The sequence below is a fragment of the Serratia sp. LSHTC3 genome, from assembly GCF_057197125.1.
This window is the reverse complement of the sequence record NZ_JBXUNP010000003.1, coordinates 269,367-283,084: the sequence shown is the minus strand read 5'-3', so window position 1 is coordinate 283,084 and position 13,718 is coordinate 269,367. Positions and strand designations below refer to the sequence as shown.

At 59.3% G+C, this 13,718-nt stretch carries 12 protein-coding genes; 5 read left to right on the top strand and 7 right to left on the bottom strand.

The features are described from left to right. The first annotated feature begins 28 nt into the window (after window positions 1–28). Both AC2CGI_RS14160 and AC2CGI_RS14155 read left to right on the top strand, forming a co-directional pair. Window positions 29–439 carry a GNAT family N-acetyltransferase gene (locus tag AC2CGI_RS14160; RefSeq protein WP_015376489.1) on the top strand — a complete coding sequence of 137 codons (411 nt, stop codon included), beginning with the start codon at window positions 29–31 and terminating at the stop codon, window positions 437–439. Window positions 440–452: 13 nt separating this feature from the next. Then, window positions 453–1,142 carry a trehalose-6-phosphate synthase gene (locus AC2CGI_RS14155; RefSeq protein WP_015376488.1) on the top strand — a complete coding sequence of 230 codons (690 nt, stop codon included), beginning with the start codon at window positions 453–455 and terminating at the stop codon, window positions 1,140–1,142. A gap of 2 nt (window positions 1,143–1,144) precedes the next feature. On the opposite strand, the gene sfnG is transcribed toward AC2CGI_RS14155, so the two are convergent. Continuing rightward, window positions 1,145–2,239, bottom strand: a complete 1,095-nt coding sequence (gene sfnG / locus AC2CGI_RS14150) for a dimethylsulfone monooxygenase SfnG (protein WP_049239726.1) — start codon at window positions 2,237–2,239, stop codon at window positions 1,145–1,147. A 436-nt stretch (window positions 2,240–2,675) separates the two neighbouring features. Here sfnG and AC2CGI_RS14145 point away from each other — a divergent pair, with 436 nt between their 5' ends. The 3 genes from AC2CGI_RS14145 (at window position 2,676) to yjiA (ending at window position 6,249) form a co-directional block, all read left to right on the top strand. Then, on the top strand, window positions 2,676–4,856 hold the full coding sequence (locus tag AC2CGI_RS14145; protein ID WP_015376487.1) for a carbon starvation CstA family protein: 2,181 nt from the start codon (window positions 2,676–2,678) through the stop codon (window positions 4,854–4,856). A 214-nt stretch (window positions 4,857–5,070) separates the two neighbouring features. Further along, entirely contained in the window at window positions 5,071–5,274 is a 204-nt protein-coding gene (locus AC2CGI_RS14140) for a YbdD/YjiX family protein (protein WP_004953088.1), read from the top strand. 21 nt (window positions 5,275–5,295) lie between these two features. Then, on the top strand, window positions 5,296–6,249 hold the full coding sequence (gene yjiA, locus AC2CGI_RS14135) for a GTPase (RefSeq protein ID WP_076740901.1): 954 nt from the start codon (window positions 5,296–5,298) through the stop codon (window positions 6,247–6,249). A 95-nt stretch (window positions 6,250–6,344) separates the two neighbouring features. Here the strand turns inward: yjiA and AC2CGI_RS14130 are convergent, their stop codons facing one another. The 6 genes from AC2CGI_RS14130 to AC2CGI_RS14105 all read right to left on the bottom strand — a co-directional run bounded on the left by AC2CGI_RS14130 (window position 6,345) and on the right by AC2CGI_RS14105 (window position 13,657). Continuing rightward, a complete protein-coding gene (locus AC2CGI_RS14130) occupies window positions 6,345–7,742 on the bottom strand; it encodes a lipopolysaccharide biosynthesis protein (RefSeq protein WP_015376485.1) in 1,398 nt (465 codons plus the stop codon). Beyond that, entirely contained in the window at window positions 7,739–8,869 is a 1,131-nt protein-coding gene (rffA, locus tag AC2CGI_RS14125; RefSeq protein ID WP_015376484.1) for a dTDP-4-amino-4,6-dideoxygalactose transaminase, read from the bottom strand. Before rffA ends, AC2CGI_RS14130 begins: the two co-directional genes overlap by 4 nt. Window positions 8,870–8,923: 54 nt before the next feature. Next, complete coding sequence (locus tag AC2CGI_RS14120; protein WP_075686282.1) at window positions 8,924–9,973, bottom strand: TDP-N-acetylfucosamine:lipid II N-acetylfucosaminyltransferase family protein; 1,050 nt, start codon at window positions 9,971–9,973, stop codon at window positions 8,924–8,926. A 70-nt stretch (window positions 9,974–10,043) separates the two neighbouring features. Beyond that, on the bottom strand, window positions 10,044–10,913 hold the full coding sequence (rfbA, locus tag AC2CGI_RS14115) for a glucose-1-phosphate thymidylyltransferase RfbA (RefSeq protein WP_015376482.1): 870 nt from the start codon (window positions 10,911–10,913) through the stop codon (window positions 10,044–10,046). 20 nt (window positions 10,914–10,933) lie between these two features. Then, window positions 10,934–11,998 (bottom strand): dTDP-glucose 4,6-dehydratase, encoded by a 1,065-nt coding sequence (gene rffG, locus AC2CGI_RS14110; protein ID WP_015376481.1) that lies wholly within the window; start codon window positions 11,996–11,998, stop codon window positions 10,934–10,936. A 639-nt stretch (window positions 11,999–12,637) separates the two neighbouring features. Beyond that, window positions 12,638–13,657 carry a LacI family DNA-binding transcriptional regulator gene (locus AC2CGI_RS14105; RefSeq protein WP_130054890.1) on the bottom strand — a complete coding sequence of 340 codons (1,020 nt, stop codon included), beginning with the start codon at window positions 13,655–13,657 and terminating at the stop codon, window positions 12,638–12,640. Window positions 13,658–13,718: the final 61 nt, after the last annotated feature.

Here is a 13,718-nt window from a genome sequence, read left to right as displayed (position 1 = left end):
CCACTGATTCGTTAACCTAAGGATAATCATGAACATGCAACCGCAATTGGCCCCCGTACAGCCGCTGCTCTGCTGGCGCAAAGGCGTTTTTCATATCAGCACCGATCGGCAGCTATTGGATATCGAGGCGATCCAGCGTTTCCTCAGCCTGCCGGATCGGGCGGCGGCGGAGCGCCTGGCGCGCCACGGCCTGTGCTTTGGCCTGTACCGCAAACGCCACCAGCTCGGCTTCGCCCGTATGGTGACCGATTACGCCACCTTCGCCTCGGTGAGCGAGCTGTTCGTCAGCGCCGAATACCGCGGCGTCGGGCTGGGAAGCTGGCTGACGCGCTGCTGCCTGGCGCATCCGGCATTGCGCGGCCTGCGCGTCACGCTGCCCGTGCTGCAAGCGCCCTGGCGCGCCGACTGCGCGGCGCACGCCCCGCGCGCCCTGCACTGATAAGGAGAACCCGATGTCTCGTTTGGTGCTGATTTCCAACAAACAATGCGACGGCAAGGATCTGGCCTGCGCCGGCCGGACGTTGGCGGCCGACGCCGAACCGGGGCTGTGGCTCGGCTGGAACGGCGACGTGCAGAATTTCGCGCAGCGCCCGATCAGTTGCCGCCAACGCGCCGGTTACGATCAGGTGACCTTCCCGCTGTCGATCGAGGAGTTTCGCCGCCACTATCAGGGCTACTACCACGACGGCCTGTGGCCGGTGTTCCACAACCAGCCGGAGAAGGCGCACTTCACGCCGGAAAACTACCGCGCCTACCGGCAGCTGAACTGCCGTTTCGCCGATATCGCCTGCGAGCACCTGTGCCCGGGCGACATCGTCTGTATCGACGACTACCAGCTGCTGCCCTGCGCCCAGGCGTTGAAGGAGCAGGGGCTGCTGAATGCCTGCGCGTTCTTCTTCCACCTGCCGTTTCCATCGGCGGCGCTGCTGCGGCGCATCCCGGAACATCGCCAGCTGATCGCTTCGCTGCTGTTCTACGATCTGATCGGCTTTACCACCACGGACGATCGCAACGCCTTTCTCAGTTGCCTGGCGGGCGAGTTCCCGCTGGAGATGCTGCCCGACGACCAGATCCAGGCCAACGGGCATATTTTCGCCACCGGCATTTTCCCCACCGGCATCAACGGCAGGCAGGTTTACTGAACTCAGGCCGCCGCCCGCTGGCGCTCCAGTTCGCGCACCAGCGGGATCACCTCGCGGCCGAAGAACGCCACCTCTTCCTGGAAGTGCAGGAACGCCAACAGCATCAGATCCACCCCGGCGTCTTTCAGCGCGATGATGCGCTCGGCGATCTGCTGCGGCGTGCCGATCAGGTTGGTTTTAAAGCCGTCGTTGTACTGCACCAGATCCTCAAACGAGGATTTGGCCCAGTTGCCCTCGCCCTCCGGCGAAGCCGCCCCGGCGTTCTTCACCTCATGGCCGAATCCTTGCACCGCCTCCGGGTTGGCGTGATCGATAATCTCCTGCAGCACCGCCTGCGCTTCCTGCTCGGTATCGCGGGCAATGACGAAGCCGTTCACCCCCACCTTGACCCGGTGCTGGTTGGCCCTGGCCTTGGTCTGCAAATCGTCCACCTGCTGGCGAATGCCCTCCACGCTGTTGCCGTTGGTGAAGTACCAGTCCGAGACTCGCGCCGCCATGTCGCGCGCCGCCCGCGAGCTGCCGCCCTGGAAGATCTCCGGCAGCGGATCCAGCGGCTTGGGCTTCAGCGAGTAGTCGCGATAGCGATAAAAATCGCCGGCGAAGCTGAAGCTGGGCTCGGCCCAGATGCCGCGCAAACAGCGGATAAACTCTTCCGAGCGCAGGTAGCGCTCCTCATGATCCAGCCACGGCTCGCCGATGGCCTTGAACTCGCCGCGGAACCAGCCGCTGACGATATTGACCGCGATGCGCGCCTCCGAAAGGTGGCTGATGGTGGCGATCTGCTTGGCCGCCAGCGTGGGGTTCCACGGCCCCGGCAGCAGCGCGGCGATCACCTTCAGCTTCTCGGTGGAATCCAGCAGCGCCTGCGAAAACGACACCGACTCGTGCTGGTTGTCGGCGCCGTAACCGGCGGTGAAACGGATCTGGGTGAGCGCGTAGTCGAAACCGGCGCGCTCGGCAATCTGCGCCAGCTTGCGGTTGTAGCCGATGTCCCAACCGGTGCGCTGCGGGATGTTGCTGATCACCAGACCGCCGGAGACATTCGGCACCCAGTAGGCGAACTGAATAGGCTGCTGCGAGTGGTTTGCTGCTGACATGCTTCTCTCCCTCTGCTCGTTGGCGCCGTGATGCGGCACGCATATAACCATTATCGATTTACAAATATTGAAAACCTTGTTTTGGTTATAAATCCGATAGCAGAATGCGTGCCAACCGCCGCGTTAAGGCATCTGGCTGATAAACCGAGGGTTTAAAGCCGGCGGATTAAAGCGGGTGCTGCATTGGCAACAGCGGCTGGCGGGCGGCTGTTGGTTATGCAGCAAACCGCTCACCCCGCCAATCCAACCGTTCACCCGGCGGATCTGACCGCTGAGCGAAATACGCCTGTCTTCCCCCCTTACCCCCAGCGATGATGAGCTGTTCCTAAACCCGCCTTACCTCGGGAAAGACGCTACGGCTCACCGCGCCACTCTGACATCTCTTACAAGCGGATGAGTTCATTCATATTTTGCAGACTGGAATTAAGGATACCTCATGAAACGAGAGGGGATTTTAAAGCACATTCCGTGGATGCTGCTGGGGATACTCGGCGCAGCCTGCCTCGGCGTGGTGGCGCTGCGCCGCGGCGAACACATCAGCGCGCTGTGGATCGTCGTCGCTTCGGTGGCGGTGTATCTGGTGGCCTACCGCTACTACAGCCTGTACATCGCCACCAGGGTGATGAAGCTGGACGCCGGCCGCGCCACTCCGGCGGTGGTCAACAACGACGGCCTCAACTACGTGCCGACCAACAAGAACGTGCTGTTCGGCCACCACTTCGCCGCTATCGCCGGCGCCGGGCCGCTGGTGGGGCCGGTGCTGGCCGCGCAGGTCGGCTACCTGCCCGGCACGCTGTGGCTGCTGGGCGGCGTGGTGCTGGCGGGGGCGGTGCAGGACTTTATGGTGCTGTTCATCTCCTCGCGCCGCAACGGCGCCTCGCTCGGTGAGATCATCAAAAAAGAGATGGGGCCGATACCAGGGACCATTGCGCTGTTCGGCTGCTTCCTGATCATGATCATCATCCTGGCGGTGCTGGCGCTGATCGTGGTGAAAGCGCTGGCGGAAAGCCCGTGGGGCGTGTTCACCGTCTGCTCCACCGTGCCGATCGCGCTGTTTATGGGCATCTACATGCGCTACCTGCGCCCCGGCCGCGTGGGTGAAGTGTCAGTCATCGGCATCGTGCTGCTGGTGGCCGCCATCTGGTTCGGCGGCGTGGTGGCGCACGACCCGTACTGGGGCCCGGCGCTGACCTTTAAAGACACCACCATCACCTTCACGCTGATCGGCTACGCCTTTGTCTCCGCCCTGCTGCCGGTATGGCTGATCCTGGCGCCGCGCGACTACCTGGCCACCTTCCTGAAAATCGGCGTGATCGTCGGGCTGGCGATCGGCATCGTGATCCTCAACCCTGAGCTGAAAATGCCGGCGGTGACCCAGTTCGTCGACGGCACCGGCCCGGTGTGGAAAGGCACCCTGTTCCCATTCCTGTTCATCACCATCGCCTGCGGCGCGGTCTCCGGCTTCCATGCGCTGATCGCCTCCGGCACCACGCCGAAGCTGCTGGCCAATGAGACCGACGCGCGCTTTATCGGCTACGGCGCGATGCTGATGGAGTCCTTCGTCGCCATCATGGCGCTGGTGGCGGCGTCCATCATCGAGCCGGGCCTGTACTTCGCCATGAACACCCCGCCGGCGGCGCTGGGCATCACCATGCCGGACCTGCACCGCCTGGGCACCGAAGACGCGCCGATGATCATGGCTTCGCTGAAGGACGTGACCGTGCACGCAGCGGCGGCGGTCAGTTCCTGGGGCTTCGTCATCAGCCCGGAACAGATCCTGCAGACCGCCACCGACATCGGCGAACCTTCGGTGCTGAACCGCGCCGGCGGCGCGCCAACGCTGGCGGTGGGCATCGCCCACGTGTTCCACCAGATCATTCCGGGCGCCAACATGGGCTTCTGGTACCACTTCGGCATTCTGTTCGAGGCGCTGTTCATCCTGACCGCGCTGGACGCCGGCACCCGCTCCGGCCGCTTCATGCTGCAGGATCTGCTGGGCAACTTCGTGCCGTTCCTGAAGAAAACCGACTCGCTGGTGGCCGGCATTGTCGGCACCGCCGGCTGCGTCGGGCTGTGGGGCTACCTGCTGTATCAGGGCGTGGTGGATCCGCTCGGCGGCGTGAAGAGCCTGTGGCCGCTGTTCGGCATCTCCAACCAGATGCTGGCCGCCGTGGCGCTGGTGCTGGGCACCGTGGTGCTGATTAAGATGAAGCGCACCCAATACATCTGGGTGACCGTGCTGCCGGCGGTGTGGCTGCTGATCTGCACCACCTACGCGCTGGGCCTGAAGCTGTTCAGCGACAACCCGCAGCTGGAAGGCTTCTTCTTCCTGGCCGGCGAATACAAGCGCAAGATCGCCGAAGGCGGCGCCGAGCTGAGCGCCCAGCAGATCGCCAACATGAACCACATCGTGGTGAACAACTACACCAACGCCGGACTGAGCATTCTGTTCCTGCTGGTGGTGTACAGCATCATCTTCTATGGGGTGAAAACCGCGATGGCGGCGCACAAGAATCCGAAACGCACCGACCAGGAAACGCCTTACGTGCCGGTGCCGCAGGCCGCGCCCGCCGACGGCGTAACTGAGGGGGAGGTCAAAGTTTCGACCCAGCATTGATGTGATTTAACGGATACCCTGCATAATAAAATCAGTTATGCAGTACCGACATGAAAGTTAACCGGTACCCAAAGGATTTCGGGCCGCAGCAAGGCGGCAAGTGAGCGAATCCCCAGGAGCTTACTCAAGTAAGTGACTGGGGTTCGGGAGTGCAGCCAACACCGCTGCGGTTCGAAAGACGAAGGGTAAGCAGGGTATTTGGGAGTAAGAAACTATGTTCGGAAATCTTGGCCAGGCGGGAAAGTACCTCGGGCAGGCGGCGCGCATGTTGGTGGGCGTGCCTGACTACGATACCTACGTCCAGCACATGAAAGACAACCACCCGGACAAGCCGGTGATGACCTATAAAGAATTTTTCCGCGAGCGCCAGCAAGCGCGCTACGGCGGCGACGGCAAAGGCGGCATGCGCTGCTGTTAACCCGCAGTCACAAGGACCCGTATGAAACCCATTGCAGTCACCATCCTGACCGGCTTTTTGGGCGCCGGCAAAACCACCCTGCTGCGCCACATCCTGAACGCCGAACACGGCTATAAAATCGCGGTCATCGAGAACGAGTTCGGCGAAGTGCCGATCGACGACGCGCTGATCGGCGATCGCGCCAGCCGCATCACCACCCTGAGCAACGGCTGCATCTGCTGCAGCAAGTCCAACGAACTGGCGGACGCGCTGCTGGATCTGCTGGACGGCGTCGACAGCGGCCAGCTAGCGTTCGACCGGCTGATCATCGAATGCACCGGCATGGCCGATCCCGGCCCGATTACCCAGACCTTTTTCTCGCACGAGATCCTGTGCGAGCGCTTCCTGCTGGACGGCATCATCACCCTGGTGGACGCGGCACACGCCGAGCAGCAGCTGAGCCAGTTCAGCATCGCCCAGGCGCAGGTGGGCTACGCCGACCGCCTCCTGCTGACCAAAACCGACGTGGCGCCGGACTGCGAGGCGCTGATCCAACGGCTGCAGCGGATGAACGCCCGCGCGCCGGTGTACAAGGTGACGCACGGCGATATCGATCTGAGCGTGCTGTTCGACATCGAAGGCTTTACGCTGAACGACAAGCTGAACCTGACGCCGCCCGCCCCGCTGTTCCACCGCATCCCGCAGCCGCAGAGCGACATCCGCTCGATCGTGGTAACGCTGGAGCGCCCGCTGCCGCTGATGCAAATCTCCGAGGTGATGGAAGGCCTGCTGCTGGAATACGCCGACAACCTGCTGCGCTACAAAGGCATTCTGTCCATCGAAGACGAACCGCGCCGCCTGCTGTTCCAGGGCGTACAGCGGCTGTATAACGCCGACTGGGATCGGGAATGGCTGCCGGAGGAAGAGCGCAAGAGCACCTTGGTATTTATTGGTGTGGATCTGCCGGAGGAGGAGATTCGGGGGCGGCTGCGTTGAGCAAGAGGAGACGTCAGCGAGATCGCGCTGTCATGATGAGAAGAAGAAATGGGGAAAACGGCGGCAACCCGCAACGGGTTGCCTGACCGAAAGCGTTATCGTTTGGCGAACGACTTAAGGAACCTGAGGTTCCTCACCAGCACCACGGCCAGTAAGACACCCCAATAGACAAACAGCTCATATTTCATTTTCTCGCCTGCCAGCGCTGAAACCGATGCCCCCGCCAGACAGAGGAAAGTGAAGAAATACATTTCAAAACGTGGCATGGTCTTCCAGCTGATAATCGAGAACTCCGTTCTCAGGATCAGGAATGCCCAGAAGGCCAGACAGGTGCTTACCGCCGCGCCACCGGCGCCGAAACGTGGCACCAGCAATGCGTTTGAGGTGATATTGACGACCAAAGCAACTAATGAAACAAACATAGAATAGAGCGTTTTTCGACTTAAACCGATCCCCACCGCCGTGGTCTCGGAAAGCGTATAAAGCAATGGCGCGCCCAGACAAGCAATAAGAACATACTTAACGTCAATGTATTCTTTGGGCAAAACATAATCCGTAATCCAAGAAAAAAGCCCACCCAGGCTGAACAGGCAAACCACGGCAATCAGCATGCACTGCGTGACCTTGGTTACCATCTGCTGTTCGCCGCCTTCGTTAGACTCCGCCAGCTTGTACACCATCGGCGCCCACACGGTAGAGAACACACTTTGCAGGATGCTCGCCACGCCGGCGAAGCTAACCGCCACCGAGAAGATCGCCAGCTGTTCAAAGCCGGAATAGGCTCGCACGAACATCCTATCGACAGTGGTTAACCCCCAAAACGCCAACCCGCCCAAGATCAGCGGATAGCCAAACTTGAGCATCGCTTTCAGTTTGCCGTAGTCCAGCGAACTGCGCAGTGCGGCTATCCAATCCGCCCGGGAAGACCACATCAGCATCAGCGACACGGCGATAAAACCGACGGCGTTCGCCACCACCAACTGCATCAGCGTATGCTGGGTAAACAGAACATAGCACAGGCCAATGACGATCAGCGTCATCAGCTTGGGCATCAGTTGGCTGAGCGAAAACGCCATCCCCTTCTCCTGCATCCTGAGTATCAGGGACAAGAAACGGTTGATGAACGACGCCAAAAGAATCAACATGATAAGCCAGCTTATCGCCGTGTCTTTCTGTTCGAACAGCAACGCGGACAAACTGCCGGGGAACAGCAGGAACGCCGCACTGATGACTACGATCATCAGCAAGCCGGGGAAAGCGACGTTCTTCAACAGCTGCCCGCGATCGGTTTCACCGTGGTATTCCCGAACGTAAGCCTGATCAAGCCCCAAACTGAAAAACAGCACGCAGAAAGACACGGCCACATTCAGCATGCTGATTCGGCCTACGTCGTCTGCCGAAAACAGCCAGGTAATGACCGGCAGGGTCAACAACCCCAGCGCGGCATTACCGATCGGCCCGATGGCGAACGCCAGGATCTTGCGGGCGTTCACTCAAAGAACCTCACTACGCTTTCAATAACTTTATTCTGATCGGCATCGGTCATTTTGTAGTACAGCGGCAGGCGAACCAGTCTCTCGCTTTCGCGGGTGGTGTAGTTGTCTTCGCCAATGAAGGTGCCGAAGACCTTGCCCGCCGGCGCCGAGTGCAGCGGAATATAATGGAATACCGCCATCACGCCACAGGCCTTCAGGTGAGCGATGAACTGCGTTCTTTGCTCGATATCCTTCAGCTTCACATAGAACATATGCGCATTATGCTCGCAGTCCGCCGGGATGGTCGGCAACGTCAGCAGCCCTTTCTCCGCCAGCGGCGCAAAGCTCGCATAGTACTTGTGCCAGGTCGCCAGTCGGTTATCGTTAATCTCATCAGCCAGTTCCAACTGCCCCCACAGGCAAGCCGACTGCAGTTCACCCGGCAGGAAGCTGCTGCCGAAATCGACCCAGGTATATTTGTCCACCTGGCCGCGCAGGAACTGGCTGCGGTCGGTACCCTTCTCACGCAGAATTTCGGCGCGTTTGATAAAGCGTTCGTCATTGATCACCAACGCGCCGCCTTCACCACCGCTGGTGTAGTTTTTGGTTTCATGGAAGCTGAAAGCCGCCAGGTGACCTTTAACGCCAACGAAATCGCCTTTGTATTTGCTCATGACGCCCTGCGCGGCGTCTTCAACCACCAGCAGGTTATGCTGGTCGGCCAGGCGCATGATCGCATCCATATCGCAGGAGACGCCGGCGTAATGCACGGGCACAATGGCTTTGGTTTTATCGGTGATCGCCGCAGCCACCAGCGCTGCATCCATATTCATGGTTTCAGGGTGGATATCGACGAATTTGATTTTCGCGCCGCGCAACACGAAGGCATTGGCGGTACTGACGAAGGTGTAGCTTGGCATGATAACTTCGTCGCCCGGCTGGATATCAACCAGCAGCGCGGCGATCTCCAGCGCGGCGGTGCAAGATGGGGTCAACAGCGCGTGTTTGCACCCCAGCTTGCTTTCAAACCATTTCTGGCACTGTTTGCCGAACGGGCCGTCGCCCGACAATTTCCCATTCTCCAACGCCGCATTGATATATTGAATTTCGTTGCCGGTTACCGGTGGTTTGTTGAACGGTATCATGTTATCCCTTGTTGTCGATTCTGAATGCATGCCGGGGCGATGTGCCGTGCGGCATCAGGAAGTAAAGACGGCCTTTAACTGCGCGGTAAGGTTCTCAGCGGAGAAATAGGCTTCGATTTTTTGCTCGTTGTCATGCTTTTCCGCCGCGCTCAGGCTGCGTAGCGAAAACGTTTGAAGATCCAATACCTGGATATTCTTTTCTTGAAAGAAGTCCCACTGCGTGGTGCCTGGATTCAAAAACACCGTTTTTTTCAGCCCCAGCAGGGAAATGGTGTTACCCATCGCCTGTTGGCGATGATGGTTGAACACCGCGATATCCACTTTCCCCAGCAGTGCCAGGTAGTGCTGGAAAGGCATAAAGTCGGTCAAGGGGACAAATTTCTCGCCAAAGCGCCGCGTGCCTTCGGCCACCACTTCTGCCGCATAGCGTTTATTGCCATAGGAAAGCGGTACGACGAGCTCAATATTCTCGTTTTTGTACGTTTCCAATATATCAAACGCGGAAAAATGATTGTTGGTTGGATCGGCAGAATTACCCAGCAGAATGGTGGTTTTACCGTCCTCGCCCACCGCACGTTCATCAATGACGTTTTTCTTGTATACGTTGCTGGTATACAGCAGGCACTCATGCCACCGGCCGGCGCAGCCGTACCACTTTTTAGCCAACTCGTAATCGCCCTTGATGTAAGTGACAAAGTTGCCCATACGCTTAATGGCCGGGCGGCGGAGAAGCTCTGTCAGGCGCCATTTGAAGTTACGCTTGCCGATTTGGTATTGGTAAAGGTCACCACCCCATATGAACCAATAGCATTTTTTTAATACCCAAGGGGTCAACAGCAGCAACAGCGCCATCTTGATGCCGTGGAAGCTGTGCAGAATCACCCGATCGTGACGTTGAATGGCCTTCATCAACTTCAACGTCGGCTTGACGTTACCAAACAGATCCGCCCCGAGATAGTGAACGTTATCCGCCGGCGGCAAAGCGAAACGCACCTTATCGCCATAGACCCAAAACGTGTGTTCATCGGGATCGAATTTCTCATTCACAAATTCAATGAATGAAGGAATAAATTTATCCAGAGGACAAATATGTACAGTGCTCATATCCGCTCTATATGCAGGTTCGTCCAGTGCCCCGCCACGCTCCGGGTGTTCAAAGCACGGCGGGCCGGGGTTATTTTTCCGCGATCAGCTGCGACAGATACTGGCCATACAGCGTTTTGCCGAGCAGCTTGGCTTCGGTGGCCAGTTGCTCACGCGTCAACCAGCCTTTTCGGTAGGCGATCTCTTCCAGACAAGCGACCTTGAAGCCCTGACGCTTCTCAATAGTGTGTATAAACTGAGAGGCCTCGATCAAACTGTCGTGCGTGCCGGTGTCCAGCCAGGCGAAACCGCGCCCCAGCAGCTCGACGTTCAGCGTGCCGCGTTCCAGATACATCTGGTTGAGCGTGGTGATTTCCAGCTCACCGCGCGCCGACGGCTTCACCTGCTTGGCCATCTCAACCACGTGATGGTCATAGAAATAAAGCCCGGTGACCGCCCAGTTGGATTTCGGCACGGCCGGTTTTTCTTCCAGCGACAACGCGCGGAAGTTATCGTCGAACTCCACCACGCCGAAACGTTCAGGGTCCATCACCTGATAGCCGAAAACCGTCGCCCCTTCGCTGCGCTTCACCACCGACTCCAGCTTGTTGCCGAAGCCCTGGCCGAAGTGAATGTTGTCGCCAAGCACCAGTGCGCAGCTGTCACCGCCGATGAACGCTTCGCCAATGAGGAAGGCCTGCGCCAGGCCGTCCGGGCTCGGCTGAATTTCATAACTCAGATTGATGCCGAAACGGCTGCCGTCACCCAGCAAGCGCTTGAAGGAGGGCATATCTTCCGGAGTGGAGATGATCAGGATATCCCGAATGCCCGCCAGCATCAGCACCGAGATCGGGTAATAGACCATCGGCTTATCGTAAATCGGCAGCAACTGCTTGGAAACGCCGCGCGTGATGGGATAGAGACGCGTGCCGGAACCGCCCGCTAAAACAATGCCTTTCATTCTTCTTCCTTAAAAATCGATTAACGGGTCAAACCCAGACGCTCGCCGGCATAGGAGCCGTCTTTCACCCGGCTCCACCAGGCTTCGTTCGCCAGATACCATTCCACGGTTTTGCGAATGCCGCTTTCAAAGGTCTCTTGCGGCTTCCACCCCAACTCCGCATCGATCTTGGCGGCGTCGATCGCATAGCGCATATCGTGGCCCGGGCGATCGGTCACAAAGGTGATGAGATCCGCATAATGCGCGATATCACCCGGTTTGTGCGGCACCAGCTCATCCAGCAGTGCGCAAATGGTTTGCACCACTTCGATATTTTTGCGCTCGTTGTGACCACCGATATTATAGGTTTCCCCCACCGCGCCTTCGGTGACCACCTTATACAGCGCCCGCGCATGATCTTCTACATATAACCAGTCGCGCACCTGCGCGCCGTTGCCGTATACCGGCAGCGGCTTGCCTTCCAGCGCGTTCAGGATCGTCAGCGGGATCAGCTTTTCCGGGAAATGGTAAGGGCCATAGTTGTTCGAACAATTGGTGACAACGGTCGGTAAACCGTAGGTGCGCAACCAGGCGCGCACCAGGTGATCGCTGGCCGCTTTGGAGGCGGAATACGGGCTGCTTGGCGCATAAGGCGTAGTTTCGGTAAACAGATCGTCGGTGCCGTGCAGATCGCCGTACACCTCGTCGGTGGAGATGTGATGGAAACGGAACGCCTGCTTGCGCTCGGCGTCCAAGGCGTGCCAATACTGGCGAGCCGCCTCCAGTAAGGTGTAGGTGCCGACGATGTTGGTTTCGATAAAGGCGGCCGGGCCGTCAATAGAACGATCGACGTGACTTTCGGCGGCCAGGTGCATCACCGCATCGGGCTGAAAGGCGGCGAACACGCGATCCAACGCCTGACGGTCGCAAATATCGACCTGCTCGAAGGAGTAACGATCGCTATCGGCGATCGGCGCCAGGGATTCGAGGTTACCGGCATAGGTCAGGCTATCCAGCACCAAAATGTGATCAGCGGTATCATTGATAATATGGCGGGCAACGGCCGAGCCAATAAACCCGGCACCGCCGGTAACGATAATTTTCATAGAATCCTCTAAAATACGCCGTGGTCATTTCATCGCCACATTGTTTTACATGCGCATAAAACGGCTAAAGGCTTTTTCCTGGGTAAACACCCTGCCGGTAATCGAATAACAGCATTCCCACCACGCCGCCGCGAGCAAGCCCCTAAAACCAACAGAGCTGCATCGCAGCTCTGTTGGTTTTAGGTCGGCACGCAACCGTCGTGTTCGGATATTGTCGCCGGAAACGCCGGATGGCTACGCTACCGCCCTTGGCTCACAGACGCCAATCTCTGGTGGTCGCTCGGGTATTGCCGCCGGACGGCGACATGCTCAGGCCATTCATCCGCAGGGCCGCAAGGCTGGCCAGTGAAACCGTTCACCGACGCAACGCAGGAAGCCATGCCGAGACAGAAGAAAGCGCGATGCTTTCAACCGCTAAAGGCGGGTGGGAACGGCCAAACTTTCGGGGGATAACATAACGTATAGCGGCTCGAAAGAGCAGTCTTGGGGCGCTCTTTCAGATTATTACTCAGGGTGGTAAGGGGAAACGGCTGAAACGCCGCCGCGGAAAAGCATGGTGGCAGGATGACATCGCTGCGCCGAGTGACGAGGGCTTAGGCAGCCAGCCTGGACCTTAACCCCCCGGACGCATTTCCGGGTTCAATCCCGCTCGTACGGCCCCGCCGCCACCGACTCGCGCTCGATCAGGCTGGCCGGGAAGCTGGGGCGCTTACTCAGCTCGCCGCCGTCCAGCATCGACAGCAGGCGGTTGATGGTCTCCTGGATCATCTCGGTGACCGGCATCTTCATGCTCGACAGCGACGGCACGGTATAGGGCGCCAGCGGGATGTCGTCGAAGCCGATGACCGATACCGCCTCCGGCACCGCCACGCCACGCTCCGCCAGCCGCTTCATCGCGCCGATGGCCATTTCGTCGTTGCCGGCGACGATGGCACTGAACGTTTGCCCGCCGGCCAGCAGCGTATCAACCGCCGCCACGCCGCTTTGCGCGTGCCATTTCCCTTCGACGATCAACGCCTCGTTAACCGCAATGCCCTGCTGCGCCAGCGCGGATTTATAGCCGGAAAGCCGCTCCAGCCCGGTGGGGGAATCGAGCGAGCCGGTGATAAAGGCGATGTCGCGATGCCCGCGCGCGATCAGGTGCGCCACCGCCGCCGCGCCGGCGGCGTGCTGATCGCTGAAGATGCAGTAGCTGTCGTTCAGCCGCAGCCGCCGGTTGATCACCAGAATCGGCTGGCGGTGTTGGGAGACAATCTCGTCCATTTCCGCGATCGACAGAAAACGCGGGTAGATGATCACCCCGTCGCAGCGCAGATCCAGCAAAAACTGAATGGCGGCCCGCTCCTCTTCGGCGGTGTGCTTGCCGTCCGCCAGGATCAGTTGGCGGCCGTTCGCCTCCATGATGCGCGCCGACTGCGCCATCAGTTCGCTGAAATAGTTGCCGCTGTAGAGGGTGTTGGTGACCACCAGGCCGAGGGTTTGGGTGGTGTTGGTCGCCAGGCTGCGCGCCAGCAGGTTGGGCCGATAGCCGGTTTCCGCGATGGCTTTTTCCACCAACGCACGTTTCTCCTCGCTGACATAGCCGCTGCCGGACAAAACGCGCGACACCGTCGCCTTTGAAACGCCGGCCTTTTTCGCCACCTCGAGTATCGTTGCCATCTGTGCGCCGCCAAAATCCATGGGTTCAGCGCAGTCTACCCAAGACGCCCGGCGTTTGGAA

Bases quoted from the DNA above. Each gene is read 5' to 3' on its own strand.
- rffA (WP_015376484.1), bottom strand. From the start codon at position 8,869: ATGATACCGTTCAACAAACCACCGGTAACCGGCAACGAAATTCAATAT.
- AC2CGI_RS14120 (WP_075686282.1), bottom strand. From the start codon at position 9,973: ATGAGCACTGTACATATTTGTCCTCTGGATAAATTTATTCCTTCATTC.
- sfnG (WP_049239726.1), bottom strand. From the start codon at position 2,239: ATGTCAGCAGCAAACCACTCGCAGCAGCCTATTCAGTTCGCCTACTGG.
- AC2CGI_RS14145 (WP_015376487.1), top strand. From the start codon at position 2,676: ATGAAACGAGAGGGGATTTTAAAGCACATTCCGTGGATGCTGCTGGGG.
- AC2CGI_RS14140 (WP_004953088.1), top strand. From the start codon at position 5,071: ATGTTCGGAAATCTTGGCCAGGCGGGAAAGTACCTCGGGCAGGCGGCG.
- AC2CGI_RS14160 (WP_015376489.1), top strand. From the start codon at position 29: ATGAACATGCAACCGCAATTGGCCCCCGTACAGCCGCTGCTCTGCTGG.
- yjiA (WP_076740901.1), top strand. From the start codon at position 5,296: ATGAAACCCATTGCAGTCACCATCCTGACCGGCTTTTTGGGCGCCGGC.
- AC2CGI_RS14105 (WP_130054890.1), bottom strand. From the start codon at position 13,657: ATGGCAACGATACTCGAGGTGGCGAAAAAGGCCGGCGTTTCAAAGGCG.
- rffG (WP_015376481.1), bottom strand. From the start codon at position 11,998: ATGAAAATTATCGTTACCGGCGGTGCCGGGTTTATTGGCTCGGCCGTT.
- AC2CGI_RS14155 (WP_015376488.1), top strand. From the start codon at position 453: ATGTCTCGTTTGGTGCTGATTTCCAACAAACAATGCGACGGCAAGGAT.
- rfbA (WP_015376482.1), bottom strand. From the start codon at position 10,913: ATGAAAGGCATTGTTTTAGCGGGCGGTTCCGGCACGCGTCTCTATCCC.